The organism is Microterricola gilva (assembly GCF_004217495.1).
Classification (GTDB): Bacteria; Actinomycetota; Actinomycetes; order Actinomycetales; family Microbacteriaceae; genus Microterricola; species Microterricola gilva.
This window is the reverse complement of record NZ_SHLC01000001.1, coordinates 1259178-1285348: the sequence shown is the minus strand read 5'-3', so window position 1 is coordinate 1285348 and position 26171 is coordinate 1259178. Positions and strand designations below refer to the sequence as shown.

Genomic DNA, 26171 nt, shown 5'->3' with positions numbered 1-26171 from the left:
GTGGCTGAATCGAATCTGACCCGCACGGAGGCCGAGCGGCGGACATCCGTCATTCAGAACCCGAGCTACGTCGTCGCCATCGACCTGACACGGGGCGAGGAGGTGTTCGGCAGCGAGAGCACCGTCACCTTCGCGGCGACGCCGGGGGCATCGACGTTCATCGAGGCGAACACCCGCGCGCTGCACAGCGTCACGCTGAACGGTGTCGCGCTTGACCCGGATGCCGTCAGCGACGGCCTGCGGATCCGCCTCGACGAGCTGAAAGCCGTGAATGAGCTTCACATTGTCGCCGACTCCGCATACACGAACACCGGAGAGGGCCTGCACCGCTTCGTCGACCCGGTGGACGGCAAGCCGTACCTCTACACGGAGTTCGCCGTTGCGGAGGCGAACCGCGTGTTCGCCTGCTTCGACCAGCCAGACCTCAAGGCGAGCTACCAGTTCACCGTCACGGCCCCGGCCGACTGGCACGTGATCAGCAACTCGGTGACCCCGACGCCCTCGCCGGTCGAGCCGGGCGGAGCCTCTGGTGCGGCGAGCTGGGCATTCCCGCCGAGCCCGCACATCTCGACCTACATCGCCGCCATCGTCGCCGGGCCGTACAGCTCGTGGCGGAGCGAGGCGACGACGGCCGACGGCCGCACGATCCCGCTCGGGCTCTTCACCCGAGCCTCCCTGGCCGAGTATGCCGAGCCGGAGGTGATGTTCGAGAAGACCAGACAGGGGCTCGCCTACTACGAGGCCAGCTACGGCGTCGCCTTCCCCTACGAGAAGTACGACCAGATCTTCGTGCCAGAGTACAACTGGGGCGCGATGGAGAATGTCGGGGCCGTCACCTTCAACGAGGGCTATCTGTTCCGCTCCAAGGTTCCGGATGCCCGCAAGGAGCAGCGCGCCCTCGTCGTGCTGCACGAGCTCTCGCACATGTGGTTCGGCAACTCGGTCACCATGAAATGGTGGAACGACCTCTGGCTGAACGAGTCCTTCGCCACCTGGACGTCGACCATCGCGGCGGCCAGCGCCACCGAGTACGCCGACGCCTGGGCGACGTTCGCCTCGACGGAGAAGACGCACGCATACGAGCAGGACCAGCTGCCGTCGACGCACCCGATCGTCGCGACGATCAACGACCTCGAAGACGTGGAGGTGAACTTCGACGGCATCACCTACTCGAAGGGCGCCTCCGTGATCAAGCAGCTCGTCGCCTGGGTCGGCCTCGACGCCTTCTACGCCGGAATCTCCGTCTACCTGCAGAAGCACGCGAACGGCAACGCCACGCTGCGTGACCTGCTCGACGAGCTGGAGCTGACGAGCGGGCGCGAGCTGACCGAGTGGTCGCGGCTCTGGCTGGAGACGGCCGGCGTGAACACTCTGCGCCCCGAGATCCAGACGGATGCCGCAGGAACGATCACCGACTTCGCGGTGCGCCAGAGCGCGGCACCGTCGCAGCCGACGATCCGCCCGCACCGCCTCGCGATCGGCTTCTACGATTTCGTCGACGACGCCATCGTCCGCACCCACCGGGTCGAGCTGGACGTGGACGGGGAACGGACGGAGGTCGCGGCGCTCATCGGGCGGGCGCGTCCCGCGCTGGTGCTCCTCAACGACGACGACCTCAGCTACGCGAAGATCCGGCTCGATCCGGCGTCGCACGCCGTCGCGCTGGAACACCTCGCGCGGATCTCCGACCCGCTCGCGCGCGCCGTGATCTGGGGCGCGGTGTGGGATGCGACCCGCGATGCGGAGGCGAGCCCGCGCGACTTCGTGCGCCTCGTACTCGGCAACATCGCGGCGGAGAGCCAGTCGGCTCAGCGCGCGCTCTCGCTGCGCCTGCTCGAGCTGGTGCTCGGCCAGTACATCGCACCTGAGCACCGCGAGTCCGCGGCGGCCGAGGCCGGCGATGCACTCTGGGCGCTCACACTCTCGGCGGCCTCGGGCTCCGACGCCCAGCTGCAACTGCTGAAGAGCTTCATCGCGGTGGCCGTGACCGAGGGCCAGCTCGACGTGCTCGTCGAGCTGCTGGCCGGTGAGTCGCTGCTTGCCGGCGTCACGATCGACACCGATCTGCGGTGGGAGCTCGTGATCGCACTCGCAGCAGGCGGGCGTGCATCGGTGGAGAGCATCGACGAGGTCCTGGCCGGCGACGACACCGCCAAGGGCCGGCAGTCGGCGATCACGGCGAAGGCCGCGATCCCGGATGCCGCAGGCAAGCTCGCCGCCTGGACGGCCGCAGCCAGCGACACGACGCTCTCCAACGACTACGTGCGTGCGTACGCGCTCGGCTGGCGTCGCTCGCGCCCGAGCGCGCTGCTCGCGCCGCAGCTTGAGCCGTACTTCGCCATGCTGCAGGAGGTGTGGTCGACGCGCAGCTACAACATGGCGGCTGCGATCATCCGCGGGCTCTACCCCGCACCGCTCGCCGACGCCGCGCTCGTTGAGGCGTCGCGGGCGTGGCTCGCGGCCAACGACGGCCCGCCGGCGCTCCGTCGCATCATCGTCGAGGAGCTCTCGAGGGCGGAACGGGCGATCGCCGCGCAGGAGCGCGACCGCGCCTAGCCCGCGCGCAGTGGCACCCCCGGCTCCCGCTGGTTGAGCTTGTCGAAATCCTCGTCGTGAGGTTTCGACAAGCTAACCAGCGGGGCCGCGCTCAACCAGCGGGGCCGCGCTCAACCAGCGGGGCCGCGCTCAACCAGCGGGGCCGATGTCATACCGCAGTACTACACGGGCCATCCGCACGGCCGATGCGGCGGCATCCGCCCCGTTCGTAGTGTTGAAGCATGATCACAGCAGAAGGCCTCAGCAAGCGCTACGGCGCGAAGACGGCTGTCAACGACATCTCATTCACCGTGCGCCCCGGTCAGGTCACCGGATTCCTCGGGCCGAATGGTGCGGGCAAGTCCACCACGATGCGCATGATCGTCGGGCTCGACCGGCCGAGTGCCGGCAGCGTGACCGTCAACGGCAAGCCATACGCCGAGCACAAGGCCCCTCTTCGCGAGGTTGGCGCGCTGCTCGATGCGAAGGCCGTTCACACGGGTCGCACCGCGCAGAACCACCTGCTCGCGATGGCAGCCACCCACGGGATCGGCGCCAAGCGGGTACAGGAGGTCATCGAGCTCACCGGTCTGCAGTCTGTCGCACGCAAGCGCGTCGGCGGCTTCTCGCTCGGCATGGGCCAGCGCCTCGGCATCGCCGCAGCCCTGCTCGGCGACCCGGCCACCCTCATCCTCGATGAGCCGGTCAACGGACTCGACCCCGAGGGCGTGCTCTGGGTGCGCCAGCTGGTGCGCAGCCTCGCCGCAGAGGGACGCACCGTGTTCCTCTCCTCGCACCTGATGAGCGAGATGGCCCAGACCGCCGACCACATCATCGTGCTCGGCCGTGGCCAGATCATCGCCGACGCCCCCGTCGGCGACATCGTCGCAGGCGCGTCACTCGCCACCGTCACAGTGCGCTCCCCGCACGCCAGCCAGCTCGCCGAGCTGCTCGCAGGGCCCGACATCGCCGTTCTGCGCGCAGAGCACGGCGTCATGCAGGTCACCGGCCTCGCCGCCGCCCAGATCGGCGACCTCGCCGCCGCGAACGGCCTGGTACTGCACGAACTCACCCCGCAGACCGCATCTCTCGAGGAGGCATACATGGCCCTCACCCAGGATGTCGTCGAATACCGCACGGAGGCCAGCCGATGAGCGCCACGACAACAATCGCATCGCTCCCCCGCAGTGCGAGCACGCTCAGCTTCGGCGGCGTCATCCGCTCGGAGTGGATCAAGCTGCGCAGCCTCCGCTCGACGGTCTGGTCGTACCTGATCGTGATCGCGATCTCGCTCGGCATGGCGTTCGTCATGTCGATCAGCATGGTCGGCACCATGGACAGCCCAGCCGATCTGGCCTCTACTCCCGCCGCACAGCAGCAGGAGCTCATCCTGATGGCGTCGACCTTCGGCGTCTTCTTCGGCCAGTTGGTCGTTGCGGTGCTCGGCGTTCTCGTCATCACCGGCGAGTACAGCACCGGCATGATCCGCTCGACCCTCACCGCGGTGCCCAAGCGACTCCCCGCACTGGCGGCCAAGGCACTGGTGCTGTTCGTGTCGACGTTCGTCATCGGCCTGCTGAGCACGGTCGGCGCCTTCATCGTCGCCTCGATCGTCTATGGCGCCAACGGTGCAAGTGCGAGCATCACCGATCCGGACGTCTTCCTCTCGCTGCTCGGCGGTGCGCTGTACCTGGCGCTCGTCTCCCTCTTCGCGCTCGGCCTCGGCGCGATGCTGCGCAGCAGCGCGGGCGGGATCGCGGCGGCGCTCGGCACGCTGTTGCTCCTGCCGATGGTGCTGCAGATGATCCCGGCCGAGTGGGCGAGCGACCTGATTCCCTACCTGCTCTCCACCGCGGGCATGGGCATCTTCGGGCAGACCTCGTTCACAGGCGAGATCGACTCGGTCATCGAGAACCTGCTCATCGTGCTGGCCTGGGTCGCTGCGGCCCTCGTCGGCGCCGGAATCCTGCTGAAGCGACGCGACGCGTAAAGTCTCGTCCATGACGCACCCCACCTTCTCCCCCGACTACCCGGCTTCGGTAGTCGGGGGAGAACTTCGTCTGCCGAAACCGCCCGGTGTGTTTCGGCGGTTCTGGGCACGGCACCCCGTGCTCACCGACTCACTGATCGCCGCGGTCTACGCCGTGCCGACGTTTGTCGGAACGGTCGGCATGATCGTCGGCTGGGGCGAGTCGATCCTCCCGCTCTGGGTGAGCGTGCTCCACCTGTTCGCGGTCGCGTTCATTGCCGGCGCGGTGGTGTTCTGGCGCCGCCGGCATCCGTGGCTGTTGATGACGACGGCGTGGCTGCTCGCCCTCGTTGTCTACCCACTCGGTACCACCGACGTGCTGCCGATCCTCGTCGCGCTCTACTCGCTGGCCGTCTACCGCTCGGTCAGGGCCGCTTGGATCGCCTTCGGCGTCTCCCTGCTTGTCGGGACGGCGTCCGCGTACATCGCGGTCGCGGCGCTCGATAGCGGCGCACTCTCCCCCTTCGGCGACGACGCCCCGGCATCTGCATCACAGACAGCCGTGCTGATGCTCATCGCGACCCTGATCGGCGTGACGATGGGCAACCGCCGCCGCTATCTCGTCGCCCTCATCGACCGCGCCCGCGACCTCGCCCGCGAACGCGATCAGCAGGCGGAGCTGGCCACGGCCAGAGAACGGGCGCGCATCGCCCGGGAGATGCACGACATCGTCGCGCACAGCCTCACCGTGATGGTCACACTCGCCGACGGCTCGGCCGCCACCACCGCACGCGACCCGGAGCGCGCGGCGGACGCGATGCGCCGGGTGGCAGAGACCGGCCGCGATGCGCTTGGCGACATGCGACGGATGCTCGGCCTGCTCAGCGAACCCGGCGAGGCCGGCACGGCCGCCGGTGAGCTGGCACCGCAGCCCGATCTGCGCGCCCTGCCCGCTTTGATCGATGACTTCCGCGCGCTCGGGATGCCGGTCACCCTCCGCACCAGCGGGGTCCCGGTCACCGACGGCATCATCGAACTGACCGTGTACCGCATCGTGCAGGAAGCGCTCACGAACGCGCTGCGCTACGCGGCGACGGCACACACCGTGACGGTCGACATCCGCCATGCGGGAGAGGACGTCACGGTGACGGTGCGCGACGACGCCCCGACGCCGTCCACGACCGCGGCACCGGGAACCGGACGCGGCCTGATCGGCATGCGGGAACGCATCGCGCTCTACGGCGGAACGTTGGACGTCGGCCCCCGAGCCGGCTTCGGCTGGCAGGTGCACGCGCAGCTCCGCGCGACGTCGACGTCCACGACGCCGACTCCGACGATGACGAAAGTGATGGAATGAACGACATGATCCGGGTGGCCCTCGTCGATGATCAGGCGCTCGTCCGCATCGGCTTCCGCATGGTGCTCGAGGCTGAAACCGATATCGAGGTCGTCGGCGAGGCCGCGGACGGGCACGCTGCCATCGCCATGCTCGAGCGGATCCGCGCCGACGTCGTTCTGATGGACGTGCGGATGCCTGGCCTCGACGGCATCGCTGCGACCCGTGCCATCCTCGACTCGCCTCAGGCCCCTCGCGTGATCGTGCTGACGACGTTCGACCTCGACGAGTACGCCTTCGAGGCGCTGCGCGCGGGAGCAAGCGGCTTCCTGCTGAAAGACGCCAGGCCGGAACAGCTGCTGCAGGCCATCCGCGCCGTCCACGCCGGCGAGGCCGCGCTCGCGCCGCGGGTCACCCGCCGGCTGATCGAGCTCGTCGGAGCGGAACTCCCCGTCGCGGGCAGTGGCGCTGCGGTGTCGGCCGGCCCGGCAGCGGGAGCGCTGGGCTCTCTCACCCCGCGCGAGCAGGAAGTACTCACGGCCATCGCCGCGGGGCGCAGCAACACCGAGATCGCGTCGGAGCTGTTCCTCTCCGAGTCGACCGTGAAGACCCACGTCGGCCGGGTGTTCTCCAAGCTCGGATTGCGCGACCGCGTGCACGCTGTGATCTTCGCCTACGAGAACGGCCTGGCGCCGGGGGCCGGCTAGCCCAGCGGCTGGCGGCCACCCAGCATCCGGTGAGAGTGCCTCGATAGACTTGTCGCCTATGAATGAATTCTGGGGCGCCGTCAACGGCTTTTTCACAGCGATCGGCACGTTCCTGCAGAACGACCCGAAGACGTTCTTCGGCACGCTCGTCAACGTGATCATCATCATTCTGCTGGCGATCTTCATTCGCTGGGCGCTGCATTTCGTAATCCAGCGGGTCGTCCGCCAGATCGTGTCCGGCGTCAAGAAGACGCAGAACATCGAGGACACGCAGGCCATCGCGGCCGCATCGCCGCTGGCCGCTGTGCGCCTGGTGCAACGCACCCGCACCCTCGGCTCGGTGCTCAGCAACGCCGTGAACGTGACGATCTTCACCGTCACCCTGCTGCTCGTGATCAACGAGATCGATTCCTCGGTGCTCGGCTCCTTCGCGCTGCTCACCGCCGCGGTCGGTGCCGGCCTCGGTTTCGGCGCCCAGAACATCGTCAAGGACGCCCTCAACGGCCTGTTCATGGTGATGGAGGACCAGCTCGGCGTCGGCGACGTCGTCGACGTCGGCCCGACGACGGGTGTCGTCGAGGCGGTCGGCATCCGCATCACCCAGATCCGCGACGTCAACGGCACGCTCTGGTTCGTGCGCAACGGCGAGATTCTGCGCGTCGGCAACATGTCGCAGGGCTGGGCACGTGTGATCATCGACCTTGCCGTTCCATACGATTCCGACGTCGAGGCCGTCGAGGCGCTCATGTTGAAGACCGCAACGGAGATGGCGGCGAGCAGCAAGTGGCGCTCGCGCGTGCTCGAGAAGCCGGAGATCTGGGGGCTCGAGTCGATCTCGGCCGAGGCTCTCGTCATCCGCATCGTCGTGAAGACACGCACCGTCGCCAAGGACGACGTCTCGCGCGAGCTGCGCATCCGCCTGAAGAAGGCGTTGGATGCCGAGGGGGTCAAGCTGCCCGCCCTCAACTCGATCGTGCTCACCGGCTTCGACAGCGCGGCCAGCGTCAAGGGCGCCCGCCCGCCGCGCACCCGCCCCGTGAACGTGGTCGAGAATCTGGCGCCACACGCCCCGAAGGCCCCGCGCGCCCGGAAGAGCACGCCGAAGCCACCAACGCAGAACCCGGAAGCCTGATGACCGAGCAGCAGAACACCCCAGCCCTCCCCGTGCAGCTGCGCAGAAGCGAGCACGGCCAAGCGGCGACCGTGAGCTTCTACGAGCAGGTCGGCGGACGCGCGACGTTCGAGAAGCTCGTGACCGAGTTCTACCGCGGGGTCGCCGACGACCCGGTGCTGAAGCCGATGTACCCGGAGGAGGACCTCGGGCCAGCCGCAGAGCGCCTCACGATGTTCCTCGAGCAGTACTGGGGCGGTCCTGGAACGTACGGCGAGCAGCGCGGGCACCCACGACTGCGAATGCGCCACGGTGCGTTCAAGGTCAATCCGGACGCCCGCGACCGCTGGCTGGCGCACATGCGCACCGCCGTCGACACGCTCGACCTCTCGCCCCTGCACGAGGCGACGCTGTGGGACTACCTGCAGCGCGCCGCGCACTCGTTGGTGAACACCTTCGAGGACTGACGACCTCTCGCGCACTGTCTCCCATTGCGGCGCCATCCGCCGTGGCGTAGCTTGACCGGCGGCATGTGTTTTGCGCATTGACCGTCCGACCGCCCCGCATGCCGAGCGTGCCGGACGAACTCGAGCGTGCAGGAGTGGCATCGTGGCTGCAGAATTCCGTGGGACCGTCGGCATCGACATCCGAGATTCCGAACCCGACTGGACACCGTTCGAACCGACGAAGGCCCCGCCAGGTGCGCCGAACGTCGTCTACATCGTCCTCGACGACGTCGGCTTCTCGGCGATGTCCTGTTACGGCGGCCCGATCGACACCCCCAACATCGACAGCATCGCCGCCGACGGTGTGCGGTACACGCAGTGGCACACGACGGCGCTCTGCTCGCCGACTCGCTCGTGTCTGCTCACCGGTCGCAACCACACGCGCAACAGCATGGCCTGCATCACCGAGGCGGCGATCGGCTTCCCCAACGCCAGCGGCACGATTCCGCCGGCGAACGGGATGATCTCCGAGATCCTCGGCGAGGCGGGCTGGAACACCTACGCCGTCGGCAAGTGGCATCTCTGCCCGGATGACGAGATGAACGTCGCATCGACGAGGCGCAACTGGCCGAGCGGTCGTGGCTTCGAGCGTTTCTACGGCTTCCTCGGCGCGGAGACGAACCAGTGGTACCCCGAGATCGTCTACGACAACCACCCCGTCGACCAGCCATCGACGCCGGAAGAGGGCTACCACTTCTCCGAGGACATCACCGATCGGGCCATCGGTTTCATCCGGGACGCCAAGGCGATCGCCCCGGACAAGCCGTTCTTCCTCTACTACGCTCCAGGCGCGGCGCACGCCCCGCACCACGCGCCGAAGGAGTGGGCCGACCGCTACTCCGGGCGCTTCGACATGGGCTACGAGGCGATGCGCGAGCAGACACTCGCTCGGCAGAAGTCCCTCGGCCTGGTTCCGGCAGACACCGAGCTCCCCGGGCTGAACCCGATCGGAACACCGGAGAGCAGGACGGGTCCTGATGGCGCGCCGTTCCCCGTGATGGACGTGACGCGCCCATGGGACTCACTCTCCGCCGATGAGAAGCGTCTGTTCAGCCGGATGGCGGAGGTGTACGCGGGCTTCCTCTCCCACGCCGACCATCAGATCGGGCGTCTGCTCGACGAGATCGACGACATCGGCGAACGCGAGAACACAATCGTCGTCGTCGTCTCCGACAACGGTGCCAGTGGCGAGGGCGGTCCGAACGGTTCCGTCAATGAGATGAAGTTCATCAACGGTGTTCCGGACAACATGGCGGACAACCTCGGGCTGCTTGAGGAGCTCGGCGGCCCTCGGACGTACAACCACTACCCGAACGGCTGGGCGATGGCGTTCAACACCCCGTTCAAGATGTGGAAGCGCTACGAATTCAACGGCGGAACGGCTGACCCGTGCATCATCTCGTGGCCGGCGGGTTCGAGCGCGCGTGGCGAGATCCGTGAGCAGTACCACCACGCCGTCGACCTCGTGCCCACGATCCTCGACGCCCTGGGCGTCGAGGCGCCGACGCACATCAAGGGGCATGAGCAGAGCACTTTCGACGGCGTCAGCATGCGCTACTCGCTCGACGATGGCGCGGCTCCGACGCAACGGCGAACACAGTTCTACTCAATGCTCGGGTCCAGAGCGCTGTGGCACGACGGTTGGAAGGCGATCACGAACCATCCGACGCTCAGCGGGTGGAGCCACTTCAACGACGACGAGTGGGAGCTCTACCACACCGACGTCGACAGGGCAGAGCTGCACAACCTGGCAGCAGAGCACCCGGAGAAGCTGCGCGAGCTCGTGAATCTGTGGTTCGCCGAGGCCGGTCGCAACCAGGCGTTCCCGCTCGACGACCGCTCGGCATTCGAGATCGTCATGACGCCGAGGCCACTCCTCGCGGCACCGCGCGACCGCTACGTCTATTTCCCGGGGATGTCGGAGGTTCCTGAGTCGCAGTCGGCCAACATCCGCAACCGCTCCTTCGTGCTCGGCGCGCTCGTCGACCTGCCGCAGCCGGGTGCGGCTGGAGTGCTGTTCGCCCAGGGTTCCGAGTTCGGCGGCCACGCGCTCTACGTCAAGGACAACCGGCTCCACTACGTGAACAACTTCGTCGGGCTCTTCGAGCAGAAGGTCGACGCGGAGGAGGACCTGCCGGTCGGCGAGAATCTGATCCTCTCGGCATCCTTCGCCAAAGACGGAGAGGATGGGCCGGGTGTGGCAACGGGCCTGTTGACCCTCTTCCACGGCGACCGGGCCGTCGGGTCGAAACGCATCAAGACGCAGGCGGGCAAGTTCTCGCTCGCCGGTGAGGGGCTCGCGGTCGGCCGGGACGGCGGTGCCCCGGTCACGGCGGACTATCCGGGGACGGCGCCCTGGGCGTTCACCGGTGGAACGCTGCACCGCCTGCGCGTCGACGTCAGCGGCGAGCCGTACCTCGATCTGGAACGCGAGGCGCAGGCGATGTTGATGCGCGAGTAGCCGCCCTCCGGGTGCAGACGGCACTACGGTGGGAACACACACCGTGACGAAGGAGCCACAGCGATGCCAGAGACCATCGACGCCATCATCATCGGAGCCGGCCTCTCCGGCCTCGTCGCCGCCTCGGAGCTCGTGGAGGCGGGCAAACGGGTGCTGATCGTCGAGCAGGAGCCGGAGGCCAGTCTCGGCGGGCAGGCATGGTGGAGCTTCGGCGGACTGTTCCTCATCGATTCCCCCGAACAGCGGAGGATGGGTGTCAAGGACACGGCGGAGCTCGCCAGCCAGGACTGGTTCGGCAGCGCTGGCTTCGACCGCGACGAGGACCTGTGGCCGAGGCGCTGGGCCGAGGCGTATCTGGACTTCGCGGCGCGGGAGAAGCGGGACTGGCTGCACGCGAAGGGGGTGCGCTTCTTCCCCGTCGTCGGCTGGGCCGAGCGCGGCAGCGGCACGGCAACCGGCCACGGCAACTCGGTCCCGCGCTTCCACATCACCTGGGGCACCGGCCCCGGCATCCTGGAGCCGTTCATCGCCAGGGTGCGCGATGGCGTGCAGGCCGGCCTCGTCACCGCGAAGCACCGGCATCAGGTCGACGAGCTGATCGTCGAGGACGGGGCCGTGGTCGGCGTGAGGGGCAGCGTTCTCGCGCCGAGCAGCGCCGCACGCGGCGAGGCCAGCAGCCGCGACGTCATCGGCGGCTTCGAGTTCCGCGCCCCGGCCGTGATCGTGGCGTCCGGTGGCATCGGCGGCAACCATGACCTCGTGCGCAAGCAGTGGCCTGCCCGACTCGGCACCGCGCCGACCGAGATGTTGAGCGGGGTTCCCGCCCACGTCGACGGGCGGATGCTCGGCATCGCGGAGTCGGCCGGCGCACGACTCATCAACGGCGACAGGATGTGGCACTACGTCGAGGGCATCCAGAACTGGGACCCGGTGTGGAAGCTGCACGGAATCCGCATCCTCCCCGGGCCGTCATCGCTCTGGTTCGACGCGACGGGCAAACGGCTGCCGGTTCCGCTGTTCCCCGGCTTCGACACGCTCGGAACCCTCGAACACCTCAGGACGACCGGGCACGACCACAGCTGGTTCGTGCTCACGCAGAAGATCATCGAGAAGGAGTTCGCGCTCTCCGGCAGCGAGCAGAACCCCGATCTGACGGGGAAAGACGTGAAGCTGCTCGCCAAGCGCGTCGCCCCAGGGGCGCCTGGACCGGTTGAGGCGTTCAAGAGCAACGGCGCGGACTTCGTCGTCGCGGACACCCTCGACGAGTTGCTCGCCGGGATGCAGGGGCTCTCCCCCGATGTTCCGATCGACGCGGTGGCCGTGCGGGCCGAGATCGAGGCGCGCGACCGTGAGATCGACAACGACTTCAGCAAGGACATGCAGGTGGTCGCACTCCGCGGCGCGCGGAGCTACCGTGGCGACAAGCTGATCCGGGTGGCCAGCCCGCACAAGATCCTCGACCCCAAGGCCGGTCCGCTGATCGCCGTGAAGCTGCACATTCTCACCCGCAAGAGCCTCGGCGGGATCCAGACGAACCTGGACTCACAGGCGCTCGACGCCGATGGCACGCTCATCACCGGGCTGTACGCCGTTGGCGAGGCCAGCGGTTTCGGCGGAGGCGGCGTGCACGGCTACCGCTCGCTCGAGGGTACCTTCCTCGGTGGCTGCCTGTTCAGCGGGCGGCAGGCCGGGCGGGCGGTCGCCTCGCTCTGAGAGGGCAGGGCCGGGCGGCCACGACGCCAGGCGACGGGCGTCACGGCGTCTCGTTCAGCCGCTTCTCGGCCTTCCGCTGCACCCTGGCCGCTTTGATCTCGCTGTCTTCTTCCTTCATGAGCTGCTTGGTCTCGTCGAGGTCGCCGATCACGGGCCGCCACCACCATGCGGCCGGGTTCGAGTCGATCAGCAGCGCCCGCACGAGCAGCGAGAGTGGAATCGCCAGGATGGCACCGATCGGTCCGATCAGCAGCGCCCAGAAGAGCACGGAGAAGAACGTGATCGACTGGCTGAGCGACACGGCGCCGCCCACGACGCGGGGCTGGATGACGGACTGGATGATCCCGTTGATCACCCCGTAGATGAGGACAACCGCGATGACCATCGGCCAACCGCCCGTGAGTAGTCCGAAGATCAGCGGCGGGATGATCGCGATGAAGTATCCGATGTTGGGGATGAAACTGCAGAGGAATGAGAGCATGCCCCAGAGCGCCGCGCCGGGAATCCCGAGGATCGCCAGCGCGGCCCAGTTGACGAGGCCCTGAGCCGCACCGAGCACCGTCGTGACGACCATGTACCGACGCACGCCGCTCGCATAGGTGTTCATCGACTTCACCACGAGCGGCTTGCTGGCGCCGAGCTGCTTGAACAACGTCGGGATGAATGCGGCATCCATGGCCATCAGGATTAGCATCGTCAGCACGATGACGACGGAGGTGGTGAGTCCGGCGACGCTGCCCAGGATGTCTGTGAAGAAGCTCACCAGCCGCGTCGGGTCGAAACCGTTGATGAAGTCGTTGATCTGCTCTGGGCCGAAGCCGATCGTGCTGAGCGCATCGGCGAGCGAGCCGGCAAACGCCGACAGCTGCGGGCCGTACTGCGGCAACAGGGCGGCGAACTGCCCGAGTGCGAGGATGAAGGCCCAGCCGAAGCCGCCGAGCAGCACAACGACCGCGGTGATCACCGATCCCGTCGCGATGCCGCGTGGAACCCCGCGCTCCTCGAGGGTCGTCCGCAGCGGGTGCACACAGATGGTGAGCACCAGTGCGAAGAAGACGGGAGCGAAGATCGACTGCATGCCTGCGATGCCGAAGGCTGCAACGGTCGCCCCGCCGAGCGCCACCATCACGAAGGCGTTGCGGTGCGGCGGAGCCGCCAGCTCGGCCTCCCGCTCAGGCGCGTACGATTCGACGGCCTTCGGAGTCTTCGTGCGCGTCCACCACATAATGTCCCCCAAGCTCTCGGCCTCTGACTAAGCACACACTACTCAGAGGAGTGCCAGAGTTGACGGAGGCCGCGGGGGTGGCGGATCAGGAGCGCAGGCTCCACGGCTTGCGGCGCACGAGCACGTGGCCCCTGCTCGTCGACAACCGTGTCCACGGCCCGGTCTCGAAGATCTGCACCGGCTCGTCCGCGGCAAGGAAGCCGAGGGTGAACGCGGCGAACGCGGCCCCGGCCGGAATGTGCTCGAGCGATTCGATCGGGCGCCCCCACACCTCGGTACGCACGCGCTGCACGATCTGTTCTCCGACGCCGGATGGAACCGCGGCAGCAACCTCGTCGATACCGGCCCTGGCGACGCCCTCGAGCGTGGCGGCATCCACCGGCTCCTGAGGGACCCAGCCTCCCTTGGGCGGCGAGATCCCCGCCCACGTCACCGTGCTCACCTGGTGCGGCAGAGAGAGGGTGACCGGGCCGGTGTCGCCACTGCCCTGTGCCGACACCACGGCCTCGGCACGCGCCAGCCGCTCCAGCAGGGAACGCGCGGGCACGACGGCGTCGAAGGCGGCCTCCCCTGTCAGGGCGAAGGTGCGCAGGCCCAGCACCGTCGGGCTCTCGTCGAGGATTCCGCGGGGGTAGAAGATGGCCGTGTACGCGGCGAGGACACCCCCGGCGGCGATCAGCCGGACCGACCCGTCTTCGACACGCCCGGCACGGGACAGATACGTTTGCATGTCGCCGACGGCATAGCGGTCAACGAGGGAAAAGGACTCAGACATCTCCTGTCTAAACTACATAACAGAGGCGAGGTATTCCTCCCGCACCGACCCCCACTCCGGGCGTATCACGATGGAGGACGCATGATCGGACCAATCGAAGGTCTTCTCAGCACACTCGACCTCACCGACACCGGTGCACGAACGAGCGAAGACATCTTCACCGGTCCGTCACAGTGGATGCCGCTCGGCCGGGTCTTCGGCGGCCAGGTGCTCGCGCAGTCCGTCACCGCTGCGATGCGCACCGTGCCGGATGAGCGGACGGTGCACTCGATGCACGGCTACTTCCTGCGGCCCGGCGACGTCAACCTGCCGATCACCTTCTCGGTCGACCGCATCCACGACGGCCGCTCCTTCTCCACCCGGCGCACACAGGCTTACCAGGACGGCGTGCCGATCCTGTCGATGATCGCCTCGTTCCAGGACGGCGACACCGGACTCAACCACCAGATCGAGATGCCGGATGACATGCCGGAGCCGGACAGCCTGCCGACGACGGCCGACATTCTCGGCCACATCGACCACGACGCTGCCCGCTACTGGTCGGCGGAGCGCGCATTCGACATGCGCCACATCCCCTCATCGATCTACCTCACGGTCGACGGGGAGCGCACGGCGCACCAGGCCGTGTGGATGAAGGCCATCGGCACGCTGCCGGACGACCCGAATCTGCACCGGGCCGCACTGGCGTACGCCAGCGACTACTCGATTCTCGAGCCCGTGATGCGCGCACACGGAGTCGCGTGGGCGAAGCCAGGCCTCAAGATCGCCAGCCTCGACCACGCGATGTGGTGGCACCGCTTCGGGCGCGTCGACGAGTGGATGCTCTACGTGCAGGATTCGCCCAGCGCCGCTGGCGGGCGCGGCCTCTCCCGCGGCAGCATCTTCTCGCGCAGCGGCCTGTTGCTGGCATCCGTGGCCCAGGAGGGCATGATCCGGGTGCCGGAGAGCGCCTAGCGGGCTTCCGAGATGAGCGGCTAGTCTCGTTCTCACGTGATCCATCACTCGACGAAGAGGGTGCACATGAACGAGGCGAACGACATCAGCAGGCGCACACTCGTGCGGCTCGGAGGTGTGGGGGTGGCGGCCGCAACGCTCGTCCTCACCGGATGCGCTCCGGCCGACGGAGGATCCGGTGATGCCGGAACGGACTCCGGCTCGGGCTCGGGCTCCGGCGCCCCGCAGACGCCGGGCGCCTCCAGCACTGCTCCCCCGCCGAGCGGCACGGAGATCGCGAAGCTCAGCGCCGTCGCGGTCGGCGAGAGCATCGGTGTCGTCGTGGGCGGCGCGAGCCTGCTGATCGCGCAGCCGACCGCCGGGGATGTGGTGGCGTTCAGCGCCATCTGCTCGCATCAGCAGTGCATCGTCGCTCCGGCCCAGACGGAGTTCCACTGCCCGTGCCACGGCTCCCGCTACGACGCGGCGACGGGCGATGTGCTCGAGGGTCCGGCACTCAAGCCGCTGACGCCGATACCCGTCAGCGTTGACGGCGACTCCATCGTGGCGAGCTGACGAGGCCGCGCCCCGTGGACGCCGTGCCAATCGACGCGGTGCCAGTTGACTACGTGGTCAACGGCCTGCCGCTGCACGCCCTGATCGTGCACGTCGTGGTCGTGCTCGTTCCCGTCGTTGCCGTCACGGTGCTCCTCGCCGCGTGCTGGCCGGCCGCGCGCCGCTGGCTCGGCATCATTCCCCCGCTTGGCGCGCTCGCACTGCTCGGCCTGGTGCCGCTCACGACCCTCGCGGGCCAGTGGTTGCAGGCGCGCGTCGGTGAGGCACCGCTGATTCAGGCCCACGCCGCGCTCGGCGTGACCCTCTACCCCTGGGTGATCGCGCTGACCGCCGTCGCGGTGCTGCAGTGGCTCTGGTACCGGTTGCTGGCACCCCGCACGGCGCCGACGGCGCGGGTGCTCCGCCGCGTGGTCGGCGCGGTGCTCATCGTTGCTGCGCTCATCGTCGCGACCGGATCGATCGTGACGGTCGTTCGGATCGGCGAGTCGGGCTCACGCGCCATCTGGGACGGCACATTCAGTGATGAGCCGCTGCGCGGGTGAGACTCGGATGCCGCGCGGCCTGCTGGGTCAGCGGCGTTTGCCGAATGCGACAGGGGCGTCAACGTAGGGGGTCCACGCGGCGCGCTCTGCTTCGTTGATGCGGCGCGGACGCTCGGTCGCGGCATCCACGAGCACGATCGTTGTCGCCGCGCGCGTGAACAGGGTCGCGTCGGCGGCGCCGGCCGGTGACCAGACCTCGTAGCAGACCTCGAGGCTCGCCCCGCCGATGTGGCCGATCCAGAGCTGCACGTCGAGCGGCTGTCGGAGGTACGGGATGGGCACGAGGTACTCGATCTCCTGCCTGGCGATCAGCGTGAGCGTCGAGGCTCCAGGCCGGCCGTCGAGCACGGCGGTGCTGGCACCGACCGCGCTCTGGTGCCCATCGTCGTTCGACCAGAACGCCTCGATGCGCGCCTCTTCGAGCAGGCGCAGCATCTCGGCGTTGTTGACGTGCCCGTAGGCGTCGAGGTCCGACCAGCGCAGCCGCGTTGGAACGTGCAGTCTCATCGGAACCTCGACGTCATGGCGCGCGTCAGTCGCGCGTCAGCTTGCGGTAGGTGGAACGGTGCGGCTTGGCGGCATCCGCGCCGAGGCGCTCGACCTTGTTCGCCTCGTACGACTCGAAGTTGCCCTCGAACCAGTACCAGTTCGACGGGTCCTCTTCGGTGCCCTCGTACGCCAGGATGTGCGTCGCCGTGCGGTCGAGGAACCACCGGTCGTGGGTGATGACCACGGCGCAGCCGGGGAACTCGAGCAGTGCGTTCTCGAGACTGCCGAGGGTTTCGACGTCGAGGTCGTTCGTCGGCTCATCGAGAAGCAGCAGGTTGCCGCCCTGCTTGAGCGTGAGGGCGAGGTTCAGGCGGTTGCGCTCACCACCGGAGAGCACACCGGCCTTCTTCTGCTGGTCTGGACCCTTGAATCCGAACTGCGAGACGTAGGCGCGCGAGGGGATCTCGGTCTTGCCGACGACGATGTAGTCGAGGCCGTCCGAGACGACCTCCCACAGGTTCTTGTTCGGGTCGATGCCGCCACGGCTCTGGTCGACGTAGGAGATGTCGACCGTATCGCCGATCTTCAGGTCTCCGCTGTCCAGCGGCTCCAGACCGACGATCGTCTTGAACAGCGTGGTCTTACCCACACCGTTCGGGCCGATGATGCCGACGATGCCGTTACGCGGAAGCGTGAAGGTGAGGTTGTCGATCAGGATCCGCTCGCCGAAGCCCTTCTTCAGGTTCTTGGCGTCGATCACCTGCGAGCCGAGGCGCGGGCCGACGGGGATCACGATCTCCTCGAAGTCGAGCTTCCTCGTGCGCTCGGCCTCGTTCATCATCTCTTCGTAGCGGGCGAGACGGGCCTTGGACTTGGTCTGACGACCCTTGGCGTTCGAGCGGACCCAGTCGAGCTCCTCGGCGAGGCGCTTGGAGAGCTTGGCGTCCTTCTTGCCCTGCACCTCCAGGCGGGCCTGCTTCTTCTCGAGGTAGGTCGAGTAGTTGCCCTCGTAGGGGTAGAGGCGGCCCCGGTCGACCTCGGCGATCCATTCGGCGACGTGGTCGAGGAAGTACCGGTCGTGGGTGACGGCGAGCACAGCACCGTGGTACTGGCTGAGGTGCTGCTCGAGCCAGAGGACGCTCTCGGCGTCAAGGTGGTTGGTTGGCTCGTCGAGGAGCAGCAGGTCCGGCTTCTGCAGCAGCAGCTTGCAGAGCGCGACGCGACGCTTCTCACCACCGGAGAGGTGGGTGACGAGCTCATCGGCCGGCGGGCAGCGCAGAGCGTCCATGGCCTGCTCAAGCTGGGAGTCGAGGTCCCAGGCGTCGGCGTGGTCGATCTCTTCCTGGAGCACGCCCATCTCGGCGAGGAGGCTGTCGAAGTCGGCGTCCGGCTCCGCCATGGCGAGGGAGATCTCGTTGAAACGGTCGAGCTTCGCCTTGATCGGGCCGACGCCCTCCTGCACGTTCTCGAGAACCGTCTTGGTCTCGTCGAGCACGGGCTCCTGCATCAGGATTCCGACGGTGAAGCCGGGCGTGAGCTTGGCCTCACCGTTGCTCGGCGTGTCCAGACCGGCCATGATCTTGAGAATCGTGGACTTTCCGGCACCGTTCGGGCCGACGACGCCGATCTTGGCACCGGGCAGGAACGACATTGTGACGTCATCGAGAATGAGCTTGTCGCCCACCGCCTTGCGGGCGCGAACCATGGAGTAGATGTATTCAGCCATATTGTTACCAGTCTATCGGCCGGGTGACGCCGATGAGGCAGCTGCCCGTTGCGAGGGTCGGGGTGACGATGCTGTGGTAGCCGCCGCTGGCCGGGCCGAACTGGCCGATCAGGCAGTCACCGTTGAACCGCACGGACCACTGCACAGAGTCGGCGGCGAGATCGACCGAGGTGCGATCGAAGCCGACCTCCATGTCTGCCTTCGCGAAGCCACCGGCCACGAGCGCGTTGATGAAGGCCTCGCCTCCGGCATCGGGGGTGGCGTCCAGCACCGACTGGGCGATGAAGTCGAAGTAGGCGAGGTTGTCGGCCGCCGTGCCATCCGGCTGCAGTACGGGAGGGGCGGTGGGGGTCGGTGTCGCACTTGGCGCCGGCGTCGCGGACGGCTGTGTCGTCGCTTCGGGACCCGACGCCGTTGTGCACGCGGTGAGGGCGAGCAGCGCCGAGCATGCGGCGAGCGCCAGCAGCAGCCTCGGCATCCGTCTGGCGTCTGCGTGGCTGTGAATCGACATCTGACGATTCTATGGGGGCGTCCGGCTAGAAGGGCGTCGTCTCGAGCACGGCCGGCTGCCCAGGTGTCGCCCAGCGGTCGAGCGGTTCCGCGTCCGTGTCGGACGGCGATGGCTCAGCTGGCATCTCAGCCGCCGCAAAGGTCTGTGCCTGTACCTGTGCCGGTTCGAGCGGAGCGCTGCGCGTCGTTCGCTGATAGCTCGCCGTCCCCCACTGCAGGTCGAGGCCGATCACATCGGCCTCGAGGTCGACGGAGGTGCCCTGGCGCTCCCCGGTGTCCCACGCCCGGAGGTGGAGCCGACCCGTCACAATCACGGGGTCACCTTTGTGAAGCGAGCGGATCGCATTCGCGGCGAGGCCCCTGAATGCACTGACGGTGTACCAATTGGTGTTGCCGTCGACCCAGCTGCTGCTGTTCTTGTCGAACTTGCGCTGGGTGGATGCCATCCGAAACTTGATCAGTGGCACGCCACTCGGAGTCGTCTTCGCCTCCGGATCGGTGCCGATCACCCCCAGCACGGTGATGATGTCGTTGGAATCACGCATTGCAGTCGTCCTCTCGTCTCTGGCTCAGATCTCGCAGTCGTGGTCGCGGCGCCGCGGCTCGTGCCCATCCCTACGGCCCCGCGACCACGTATGTCGAGTGTGCGCCGGGCTGACGCCTCCGCGCCGGTCGCGGCACGGGCTGTGCACTTCTCGCCTCGTCTGCCTCACTGTGTAAAGGAGACGAGCGCGTGCCCTCGGCACCCTAGAGTGGTGCCATGAGCTACGTTGCTGCCGCGGACCGATATGACACGATGAAGTACAACCGCACCGGACGGAGCGGGCTTCAGTTGCCCGCGATCTCGCTCGGTCTCTGGCACAACTTCGGCCACGAGCGCCCCATCGAGACGCAGCGCGCCGTGCTCCGCCGGGCGTTCGACCTCGGCGTCACACACTTCGACCTCGCCAACAACTACGGCCCTCCCCCCGGTGCGGCCGAGACGAACTTCGGTCGCATCTTCGCCGAGGATTTCCGTGGTTACCGGGACGAGATGATCATCTCGAGCAAGGCCGGCTATGACATGTGGCCGGGACCGTACGGCGAGTGGGGATCCCGCAAGTACATGCTGTCGTCGCTCGATGCGAGCCTCGGCCGGCTCGGCCTCGACTACGTCGACATCTTCTACTCGCACCGGCCCGACCCGAACACGCCCATCGAAGAGACGATGGGCGCCCTGGCGACCGCGGTGCAGCAGGGGAAGGCGCTGTACGTCGGCCTGTCCAACTACAGCCCGGAGCAGACCCGTGCCGCCGCAGCCGTGCTCGCCGAGCACAAGATCCCGCTGCTGATCCACCAGCCGAGTTACTCGCTGTTCAATCGTCACGTCGAGGCCGGGTTGCTCCCCGTGCTCGATGAGCTCGGCGCCGGCTGCATCGTCTTCTCGCCGCTCGCGCAGGGACTCGCCACCAACCGTTACCTCGGCGGCGACATCCCCGCGGACTCCCGCGCGGCAACCAGCCGTTTCCTGAACCCCGAGCAGATCAGCCCGGTCTACCTCGAACGCGCCCGCGCGCTCGACGCGATCGCCGCGGAGCGCGGGCAGTCCCTCGCCCAGCTCGCCCTCAGCTGGGTGTTGCGTCAGCCCACCGTCACGAGCGCACTCATCGGCGCGAGCAGCGTCACCCAGCTCGAGCAGAACGTCGCTGCGCTGCAGGCCGCGCCGCTCACCGCGGAGGAGATCGCCGCGATTGAGCCATTCGCGGTGGACGGCACCGGCCTGCGTTGATCCGTTGGGCTATGTCTACGCGCTGATCGCGGCGGTGCTCTTCGGAGCGAACGGATCTCTTGCAAAGGTCGTGCTGGAGGCGGGGATCACCCCGGCCCAGCTCACCTTCGTGCGCGTACTCACCGTCACCCTCATCGCAGGGGTCTGGCTGCTCGCCACCGATCGGACCGCGTTCCGCATCGGCTGGCGGCAGCTTGGCATCATGGCCGTCCTCGGTGTCGTCGGCATCGCTCTGCTGCAGTGGAGCTACGCGGTCGCCCTGACGCTGCTGCCGGTCGGGCTCACGCTGCTGCTGGAGTACCTCGCCGTCGTCGCCGTCGCCGTGATCGCAAAACTCGTCTTCAAGGAACAGGTGAAGGCGAGGCTGTGGCTGGCCATCGCGCTGGTGCTCGTCGGACTCGCCCTCGTCGCCCAGATCGGTCGCGGCGACGTCTCGCCGATTGGCGTGCTCTTCGCGCTCGGCGCGGCGGCGAGCCTGACCGTGTACTTCCTCGTCGGCGAACGGCAGGTGACCGCCAGCTCGCCCCTGGTCGTCGCGTTCTGGGCGATGGGTTTCGCCGCGCTGTTCTGGGCGGTGTTCAGCGGCTGGTGGCAGGTGGACCCCGCGCTGCTGCTGTCTCCAGTTTCGCTTGGCGGTGCGCTGGATGCCGTCGTGCTCCCGGTGTGGATCCCCCTGGCCGTCACCGCGGTCGTCGGGACGTTCGCGCCCTTCCTGTTCTCGTTCCTCGCGCTCAAGCACCTGACCGCGACGGCCGCGGGCATCACGTCCTCTGCCGAGGTGCTGTTCGCGTTCGCCGTCGCGTGGCTCTGGCTCGGCGAGGCACTCGATCTGGCCCAGCTGCTCGGCGTCGCCATCGTGACCGCCGGGATCGTCCTGGCACAGACGGCCCGGGTCAACAAACTCATCGACCCGGAGCCGGCCGCCATCGCATTGCTCCCCGCCGACCGCGCCGACAATTAGGCGTGTCGGTGGTGTCTCATACGGTGACAGCGTCAGAGAAGTCCCCGACGAAGGAGCACCATGGCGTACGGCAGCACCCTCATCCGCTCACAGGCCGCCCCGCTGGGAATCACCGCGCCAGGCCTGAGCTTCGTACCCGTCCGCGACGGGCTCTGGCGGGTCACGACGCCCGCCGGGGCGATTCTCGGTCACATCGAGCGAAGCGAATCCGGTGCGGAGCACGGCCAGCGCTTCACCGCGCGTGCATTGCTCTCCGACGGCGTGCACTATTCCGGCCTGGGTGAATTCGGCGACGCGCAGACCGCGGCCGAGTGCTTTCGGTGATGGAACGCCAAGCGGGCGCGTGTCGAGAGGCGAGTTGAGGCGCGCCGGGCACAGGCGCGGGCGGCGCCCCGCTCCGCGGGTAGAGTGCGCCTCATGCAGTGGTTGAACGATTTCTCAGACTGGTTCTTTTCTTCGAGTGCGCAGCCGGTGGTCTTCGCCGCCGCGGTCATTGCAATCGCCATGATCGTCTCCGGCCTGCTCGCCGCGTGGATCGCTCGCGGCGCCACCAATCGACTGATCGCGCAGCGTGACGCGGAGATCAAGGCGGCCGCCATCATCGCGCTCGTCGACGCGTCAACCGAGGCATCGGTGTGGAACTCGCTCACGCCGCAGGAGCAGGTTCTCTCTGACCGCGCCGTCGGCCAGGCCGACATCCAGATCCGCATGCTGCCGATCCGCGGTTCCGCTGTCGCTGCCGACTGGGCAGCGCACCAGCTCCACGAGCTGAAGCGCGCATCCGCGACGTTCGGCTACCAGCTCGACCCGGCCGTCGCCGAGTTCCGCGATCGCATGGTCGAATGGCAGAGCAAGCCTGGACGCACCCGCAAGGTGTTCGCCAGCGATCTGGAGCGCTGGAAGCTCGCGTCGAGCGAGACCGAGCGCACCCTGCTCGCCGAACAGGATGCGTGGGTCGCCCAGCAGCACCAGGCGCAGTACACGACCCCGCTGGTTCCGCCGGCCGCCGCCGCGCCCACAGCACCGGTTGACACGCAGAAGCTCCTGGACGACGTTGACGCACTCCGCCAGCCGAGCGCCGCACCGGCGTCAAGCGAGTCCTAGGGCCTGTCGCTACCGCCACTGCTGAGTAGGCGGCAGAGTGAGGCACCCACATTTCCCATGCGGCACGGATGGATCACGACGCTCCGCCTCGACGGCAGCCCTCGGACGTCACGCGTGTGGTTCGTCGAGGATCGTGGCGTCGTGTGGATCGCAACCGCTGAAGTCAATCGAAAAGTCGCCGACATACGCCGCGATTCCCGATCAACCTTCGCGGTCGAGGGCCGTCACGGCGCGCACGCGATGACGGCGAGGATCGTACCCATCGACGTCGAGCCGAGCGTCCTGGCATCGTTCAAACGGGACTATGACGGATGGGACGCGGCAGACCCCGCCACGGACGGACCGCGTGTCCTGATTCGGCTGACGCGAAGGCCGCCGGCGAGCCAACGCGAGCTAGGCGCTGACGCCTAGCGCCACCAGGCGTCGGCCGGCGACGCCGGGGTGCGACGCTTGTGCTCGGTCGCGCGGTAGCGGCTCTCGATGGCGGTTGCGACGGAATCCGCCACGTCCTTGCCCTCGAGGTAGTCATCGATGTCGCTGTAGCTGAGCCCGAGATTCGCTTCATCGGTCTGGCCGGGGTTCTCGTCGAGGAGGTCGGCCGTCGGCGGCTTCAGGTAGAGCCGCTCCGCCGCCCCCAAATGCTGGAGCATGGAGCGACCCTGCCGCTTGGTGAGACCGCCGAGCGGCAAGAGGTCGGTGCCGCCGTCGCCGTACTTCGTGAAGAATCCGGTCACCGCCTCTGCGGCGTGATCGGTGCCGACAACCAGGTAGCCGAACTGCCCGGCGATCGCATACTGCGCGATCATGCGGGCGCGCGCCTTGACGTTGCCCTTGTTGAAGTCGGTGACGGCCTCTCCCGTCGCGTTCAGGAACTCGTCGGCGATGCCGTCGACGCCGGCCGCGATGTTGAACGTCACGGTCTGGGACGGCCGGATGAACTCGAGCGCGAGCTGCGCATCGTCCTCGTCACGCTGCACGGCGTAGGGCAGGCGCACGGCGACGAAGACCGGCGCGGTGCCGCCATCGGCCGAACGCGAGGCGGCGATCTCCTCGACGGCCAGCTGGCACAGCCGACCGGCCAGTGTGGAATCCTGACCGCCGCTGATACCGAGGACCAGGCCCTTCGCACCCGTGCGACCGAGGTAGTCGATCAGGAAGTCGACGCGTCGGCGAACCTCGACGGCCGGGTCGATCGTCGGGGTCACGTGGAGGTCGGCCATGATCTGGGACTGAAGCGCGCGCATGAGTCGAATCTAGCGCGCCGCCGCCGCTACCGACTCACGGGCCGAGCCTTCGCTATCATCACCAAACAGAACGTGCCGCAGTGGCGCAAGCAAGGAGCCCCGTGGACAGCAGCCCGATCACCTCACTCGTGGTCATCGCCGCGATCGCCGCCGCCGCCCCGCTGCTCGGGCGGGCAGTCGGCCGCGTCGTCAAGATTCCTCTCGTCGTCTTCGAGATCGTCCTCGGAATCCTGCTCGGGCCATCGCTGCTCGGCTGGGTGCAGCCGAACGAGTTCACCGAGATGCTCGCGGACTTCGGCCTGGCGATGCTCTTCTTCCTCGCGGGCAATGAGATCGACTTCGCCAGAATCAAGGGGCGACCGATGCAGCGCGCCGGTCTGGGCTGGCTGGTCTCGTTGGTCATCGGTGTCGGTGCCGGCATCCTCTTCTCCCCCACCGTCGGCGCCGGCGTGTTCATCGGTGTCGCCCTCACCTCCACGGCGCTCGGCACGATCATGCCTGTGCTGCGCGATGCCGGCGAGCTGCGGACGCCGTTCGGCATTTCGACGACGGCCGTCGGAGCCGTCGGCGAGTTCGGGCCGCTGCTGGCGATCACGCTCTTCCTCTCCGGCACGACGCCGCTGCACGCGACGCTCGTGCTCATCGGTTTCGCGGTCATCACCGGCGGCGCCATCTGGTTGGCCGCGAATGGAGCGGGCAAGCGCCTCCACGCGCTGATCACCTCGACGATCCACACGAGCGGACAGTTCGCGGTGCGCCTGGTGATCCTGATTCTCGTGTCACTCGTCGGGCTGAGCGTCGCGCTCGGCATCGACATGCTGCTCGGAGCATTCGCCGCCGGCGTGCTGTACCGACTGCTGCTTGCCGGGGCGCCGGAGCGGGACGCGGAGCTCGTCGAGGCCAAGATCGAGGCAATCGGCTTCGGCTTCCTCGTGCCGATCTTCTTCATCAACACCGGTGTCACCTTCGACCTCGGCGGCCTCGTCAGCGACCCCCAGGCACTGTTGTTGCTCCCTCTGTTCGTGGTCGCGCTCCTCGTGGTCCGCGGCCTGCCGAGCACGCTGGCGGCTCCTCCTGGCGCAGCACTCGCCGATCGCGGCGCGCTGCTGCTGTTCGGCGCGACGGGGCTCCCGATCATCGTCGCCGTCACCGCGATCGGTGTCGATCAGGGCGCGCTCGACACGGGCACCGCTGCGGCTCTCGTCGCCGCCGGCATGCTCTCCGTGCTGCTGTTCCCGCTGCTCGGTCTGGCACTGCACAAACGCTCTCCTGGATACGCCGTGCGGCCGCCGGACGCCGACATGACCGTCGAAGAGGCCTAGGGCTCCACGTCGATCAGCTCGTGGCCGGCCGCTTCGAGCACACCGCCGCCGGCCGTGACCGCGGCGACGAGCTCGTTCAGTTCCGAGCGCCGGTGTCCGCTCAGCGTAATGACGGCGCGGCTGCCGTATGCCGTTCCGAGAATATTCACACCGCGGTGCCGCAACTCGGCCTCGATTCGCCCGGCGTCGGCGTGGGGCAGCGCCAGCGTGTAGAGGGCGCGCCGCTCGCGGGCGATGACGTCTCCGCGCGCGTGCGCCACATCGACCGCGGAGAGCACGGAGTCCGAATAGGCCCGCACGAGGCCGCCAGCGCCCAGTAGAACGCCTCCGAAGTAGCGGCTGACCACGGCGACACTGTCGATGAATTCACGGCCAGAGAGCGCCTCCAGCATGGGTCGGCCAGCGGTTCCAGACGGCTCGCCGTCGTCGTTGGATCGTCGCAGCTGATCGGGGGCGGATGCCGCGCCGATCACGAACGCCGAGCAGTGATGTCGCGCGTTCCACTCCTCGCGCCTGGCCGCGTCGACGACGGCGCGCGCCTCGGCTTCACTCTCGACCCTCACGAGGCGGCAGAGGAAGCGCGACCGCTTGATCTCGATCTCGGTGTCGATGCGCGCACCGACACCGCCGCGCAGTGTGAGGTCCGGCATCCGCTGCC

Annotated in this window: 26 protein-coding genes; 18 read left to right on the top strand and 8 right to left on the bottom strand. The window is 68.0% G+C overall.

The features are described 5' to 3' along the window. The 9 genes from pepN (at position 1) to EV379_RS05760 (ending at position 12338) form a co-directional block, all read left to right on the top strand. The gene (pepN, locus tag EV379_RS05800) at positions 1-2556 is read left to right on the top strand and encodes an aminopeptidase N (protein ID WP_130505296.1); all 2556 of its coding nucleotides are present in this window, start codon (positions 1-3) and stop codon (positions 2554-2556) included. Positions 2557-2777: 221 nt separating this feature from the next. Beyond that, positions 2778-3689 carry an ABC transporter ATP-binding protein gene (locus EV379_RS05795; RefSeq protein WP_130505295.1) on the top strand — a complete coding sequence of 304 codons (912 nt, stop codon included), beginning with the start codon at positions 2778-2780 and terminating at the stop codon, positions 3687-3689. Beyond that, a complete protein-coding gene (locus EV379_RS05790; protein WP_130505294.1) occupies positions 3686-4525 on the top strand; it encodes an ABC transporter permease in 840 nt (279 codons plus the stop codon). The genes EV379_RS05795 and EV379_RS05790 overlap by 4 nt, the downstream gene beginning before the upstream one ends. Before the next feature lie 10 nt (positions 4526-4535). Then, positions 4536-5861, top strand: coding sequence for a sensor histidine kinase (locus EV379_RS05785; protein WP_242616261.1), 1326 nt, complete (start codon positions 4536-4538; stop codon positions 5859-5861). Continuing rightward, on the top strand, positions 5858-6547 hold the full coding sequence (locus EV379_RS05780) for a response regulator (protein WP_207226201.1): 690 nt from the start codon (positions 5858-5860) through the stop codon (positions 6545-6547). Before EV379_RS05785 ends, EV379_RS05780 begins: the two co-directional genes overlap by 4 nt. A 58-nt stretch (positions 6548-6605) precedes the next feature. Continuing rightward, positions 6606-7679 carry a mechanosensitive ion channel family protein gene (locus EV379_RS05775; protein ID WP_130505293.1) on the top strand — a complete coding sequence of 358 codons (1074 nt, stop codon included), beginning with the start codon at positions 6606-6608 and terminating at the stop codon, positions 7677-7679. Further along, positions 7679-8125 carry a globin gene (locus EV379_RS05770; RefSeq protein WP_130505292.1) on the top strand — a complete coding sequence of 149 codons (447 nt, stop codon included), beginning with the start codon at positions 7679-7681 and terminating at the stop codon, positions 8123-8125. The genes EV379_RS05775 and EV379_RS05770 overlap by 1 nt, the downstream gene beginning before the upstream one ends. A gap of 142 nt (positions 8126-8267) precedes the next feature. Beyond that, positions 8268-10625, top strand: coding sequence for an arylsulfatase (locus EV379_RS05765; RefSeq protein WP_130505291.1), 2358 nt, complete (start codon positions 8268-8270; stop codon positions 10623-10625). A 63-nt stretch (positions 10626-10688) separates the two neighbouring features. Continuing rightward, positions 10689-12338: an FAD-binding dehydrogenase gene (locus EV379_RS05760; protein WP_130505290.1), complete on the top strand. Its 1650-nt coding sequence runs from the start codon at positions 10689-10691 to the stop codon at positions 12336-12338. A gap of 40 nt (positions 12339-12378) precedes the next feature. Here the strand turns inward: EV379_RS05760 and EV379_RS05755 are convergent, their stop codons facing one another. Continuing rightward, entirely contained in the window at positions 12379-13563 is a 1185-nt protein-coding gene (locus tag EV379_RS05755) for an AI-2E family transporter (protein ID WP_130505289.1), read from the bottom strand. 85 nt (positions 13564-13648) lie between these two features. Then, positions 13649-14338 carry a DUF8185 domain-containing protein gene (locus tag EV379_RS05750; protein WP_130505288.1) on the bottom strand — a complete coding sequence of 230 codons (690 nt, stop codon included), beginning with the start codon at positions 14336-14338 and terminating at the stop codon, positions 13649-13651. 81 nt (positions 14339-14419) lie between these two features. Here EV379_RS05750 and EV379_RS05745 point away from each other — a divergent pair, with 81 nt between their 5' ends. The 3 genes from EV379_RS05745 (at position 14420) to EV379_RS05735 (ending at position 16389) form a co-directional block, all read left to right on the top strand. Continuing rightward, a complete protein-coding gene (locus tag EV379_RS05745; RefSeq protein WP_165397298.1) occupies positions 14420-15292 on the top strand; it encodes an acyl-CoA thioesterase in 873 nt (290 codons plus the stop codon). Between the two features lie 66 nt (positions 15293-15358). Continuing rightward, positions 15359-15847, top strand: a complete 489-nt coding sequence (locus EV379_RS05740) for a Rieske (2Fe-2S) protein (protein ID WP_130505287.1) — start codon at positions 15359-15361, stop codon at positions 15845-15847. A 14-nt stretch (positions 15848-15861) separates the two neighbouring features. Continuing rightward, positions 15862-16389: a hypothetical protein gene (locus EV379_RS05735; RefSeq protein ID WP_242616260.1), complete on the top strand. Its 528-nt coding sequence runs from the start codon at positions 15862-15864 to the stop codon at positions 16387-16389. Positions 16390-16416: 27 nt separating this feature from the next. Here the strand turns inward: EV379_RS05735 and EV379_RS05730 are convergent, their stop codons facing one another. From EV379_RS05730 to ssb, 4 genes are read right to left on the bottom strand one after another with little or no spacing between them, the layout of a single operon-like run. Next, positions 16417-16896 carry an acyl-CoA thioesterase gene (locus EV379_RS05730; protein ID WP_130505286.1) on the bottom strand — a complete coding sequence of 160 codons (480 nt, stop codon included), beginning with the start codon at positions 16894-16896 and terminating at the stop codon, positions 16417-16419. Between the two features lie 25 nt (positions 16897-16921). Continuing rightward, entirely contained in the window at positions 16922-18604 is a 1683-nt protein-coding gene (gene ettA / locus EV379_RS05725; RefSeq protein ID WP_130505285.1) for an energy-dependent translational throttle protein EttA, read from the bottom strand. Positions 18605-18608: 4 nt separating this feature from the next. Beyond that, complete coding sequence (locus EV379_RS05720) at positions 18609-19115, bottom strand: DUF6993 domain-containing protein (protein WP_130505284.1); 507 nt, start codon at positions 19113-19115, stop codon at positions 18609-18611. Between the two features lie 25 nt (positions 19116-19140). After that, on the bottom strand, positions 19141-19659 hold the full coding sequence (gene ssb, locus EV379_RS05715) for a single-stranded DNA-binding protein (RefSeq protein WP_130505283.1): 519 nt from the start codon (positions 19657-19659) through the stop codon (positions 19141-19143). A 215-nt stretch (positions 19660-19874) separates the two neighbouring features. On the opposite strand from ssb, the gene mgrA reads away from it, so the two are divergent. The 5 genes from mgrA (at position 19875) to EV379_RS17590 (ending at position 23358) form a co-directional block, all read left to right on the top strand. After that, the gene (gene mgrA, locus EV379_RS05710; RefSeq protein ID WP_130505282.1) at positions 19875-20882 is read left to right on the top strand and encodes an L-glyceraldehyde 3-phosphate reductase; all 1008 of its coding nucleotides are present in this window, start codon (positions 19875-19877) and stop codon (positions 20880-20882) included. Continuing rightward, positions 20845-21843 (top strand): DMT family transporter, encoded by a 999-nt coding sequence (locus EV379_RS05705; RefSeq protein ID WP_130505281.1) that lies wholly within the window; start codon positions 20845-20847, stop codon positions 21841-21843. The genes mgrA and EV379_RS05705 overlap by 38 nt, the downstream gene beginning before the upstream one ends. A 60-nt stretch (positions 21844-21903) precedes the next feature. After that, positions 21904-22167 (top strand): hypothetical protein, encoded by a 264-nt coding sequence (locus EV379_RS05700; RefSeq protein ID WP_130505280.1) that lies wholly within the window; start codon positions 21904-21906, stop codon positions 22165-22167. 93 nt (positions 22168-22260) lie between these two features. After that, on the top strand, positions 22261-22947 hold the full coding sequence (locus tag EV379_RS05695) for a hypothetical protein (protein ID WP_130505279.1): 687 nt from the start codon (positions 22261-22263) through the stop codon (positions 22945-22947). Positions 22948-23004: 57 nt separating this feature from the next. Next, positions 23005-23358 (top strand): pyridoxamine 5'-phosphate oxidase family protein, encoded by a 354-nt coding sequence (locus EV379_RS17590; protein WP_130505278.1) that lies wholly within the window; start codon positions 23005-23007, stop codon positions 23356-23358. On the opposite strand, the gene nadE is transcribed toward EV379_RS17590, so the two are convergent. Continuing rightward, complete coding sequence (nadE, locus tag EV379_RS05685) at positions 23355-24191, bottom strand: ammonia-dependent NAD(+) synthetase (protein ID WP_130505277.1); 837 nt, start codon at positions 24189-24191, stop codon at positions 23355-23357. The genes EV379_RS17590 and nadE overlap by 4 nt on opposite strands. Positions 24192-24292: 101 nt before the next feature. On the opposite strand from nadE, the gene EV379_RS05680 reads away from it, so the two are divergent. Further along, positions 24293-25513 (top strand): cation:proton antiporter, encoded by a 1221-nt coding sequence (locus EV379_RS05680; RefSeq protein WP_207226200.1) that lies wholly within the window; start codon positions 24293-24295, stop codon positions 25511-25513. Here the strand turns inward: EV379_RS05680 and EV379_RS05675 are convergent. Then, positions 25510-26163 (bottom strand): IMPACT family protein, encoded by a 654-nt coding sequence (locus tag EV379_RS05675; RefSeq protein WP_130505276.1) that lies wholly within the window; start codon positions 26161-26163, stop codon positions 25510-25512. The genes EV379_RS05680 and EV379_RS05675 overlap by 4 nt on opposite strands. Positions 26164-26171: the final 8 nt, after the last annotated feature.

What these genes read in the sequence shown, in the direction of transcription:
- EV379_RS05695 (WP_130505279.1), top strand. Translation starts at nt 22,261, where the DNA reads ATGCAGTGGTTGAACGATTTCTCAGACTGGTTCTTTTCTTCGAGTGCG.
- EV379_RS05775 (WP_130505293.1), top strand. Translation starts at nt 6,606, where the DNA reads ATGAATGAATTCTGGGGCGCCGTCAACGGCTTTTTCACAGCGATCGGC.
- EV379_RS05720 (WP_130505284.1), bottom strand. Translation starts at nt 19,115, where the DNA reads ATGTCGATTCACAGCCACGCAGACGCCAGACGGATGCCGAGGCTGCTG.
- EV379_RS05785 (WP_242616261.1), top strand. Translation starts at nt 4,536, where the DNA reads ATGACGCACCCCACCTTCTCCCCCGACTACCCGGCTTCGGTAGTCGGG.
- EV379_RS17590 (WP_130505278.1), top strand. Translation starts at nt 23,005, where the DNA reads ATGCGGCACGGATGGATCACGACGCTCCGCCTCGACGGCAGCCCTCGG.
- EV379_RS05745 (WP_165397298.1), top strand. Translation starts at nt 14,420, where the DNA reads ATGATCGGACCAATCGAAGGTCTTCTCAGCACACTCGACCTCACCGAC.
- ssb (WP_130505283.1), bottom strand. Translation starts at nt 19,659, where the DNA reads ATGCGTGATTCCAACGACATCATCACCGTGCTGGGGGTGATCGGCACC.
- EV379_RS05770 (WP_130505292.1), top strand. Translation starts at nt 7,679, where the DNA reads ATGACCGAGCAGCAGAACACCCCAGCCCTCCCCGTGCAGCTGCGCAGA.
- EV379_RS05795 (WP_130505295.1), top strand. Translation starts at nt 2,778, where the DNA reads ATGATCACAGCAGAAGGCCTCAGCAAGCGCTACGGCGCGAAGACGGCT.
- EV379_RS05760 (WP_130505290.1), top strand. Translation starts at nt 10,689, where the DNA reads ATGCCAGAGACCATCGACGCCATCATCATCGGAGCCGGCCTCTCCGGC.
- EV379_RS05750 (WP_130505288.1), bottom strand. Translation starts at nt 14,338, where the DNA reads ATGTCTGAGTCCTTTTCCCTCGTTGACCGCTATGCCGTCGGCGACATG.
- EV379_RS05700 (WP_130505280.1), top strand. Translation starts at nt 21,904, where the DNA reads ATGGCGTACGGCAGCACCCTCATCCGCTCACAGGCCGCCCCGCTGGGA.
- EV379_RS05675 (WP_130505276.1), bottom strand. Translation starts at nt 26,163, where the DNA reads ATGCCGGACCTCACACTGCGCGGCGGTGTCGGTGCGCGCATCGACACC.
- EV379_RS05730 (WP_130505286.1), bottom strand. Translation starts at nt 16,896, where the DNA reads ATGAGACTGCACGTTCCAACGCGGCTGCGCTGGTCGGACCTCGACGCC.
- nadE (WP_130505277.1), bottom strand. Translation starts at nt 24,191, where the DNA reads ATGCGCGCGCTTCAGTCCCAGATCATGGCCGACCTCCACGTGACCCCG.
- EV379_RS05740 (WP_130505287.1), top strand. Translation starts at nt 15,359, where the DNA reads ATGAACGAGGCGAACGACATCAGCAGGCGCACACTCGTGCGGCTCGGA.
- EV379_RS05755 (WP_130505289.1), bottom strand. Translation starts at nt 13,563, where the DNA reads ATGTGGTGGACGCGCACGAAGACTCCGAAGGCCGTCGAATCGTACGCG.
- ettA (WP_130505285.1), bottom strand. Translation starts at nt 18,604, where the DNA reads ATGGCTGAATACATCTACTCCATGGTTCGCGCCCGCAAGGCGGTGGGC.
- EV379_RS05780 (WP_207226201.1), top strand. Translation starts at nt 5,858, where the DNA reads ATGAACGACATGATCCGGGTGGCCCTCGTCGATGATCAGGCGCTCGTC.
- EV379_RS05790 (WP_130505294.1), top strand. Translation starts at nt 3,686, where the DNA reads ATGAGCGCCACGACAACAATCGCATCGCTCCCCCGCAGTGCGAGCACG.
- mgrA (WP_130505282.1), top strand. Translation starts at nt 19,875, where the DNA reads ATGAGCTACGTTGCTGCCGCGGACCGATATGACACGATGAAGTACAAC.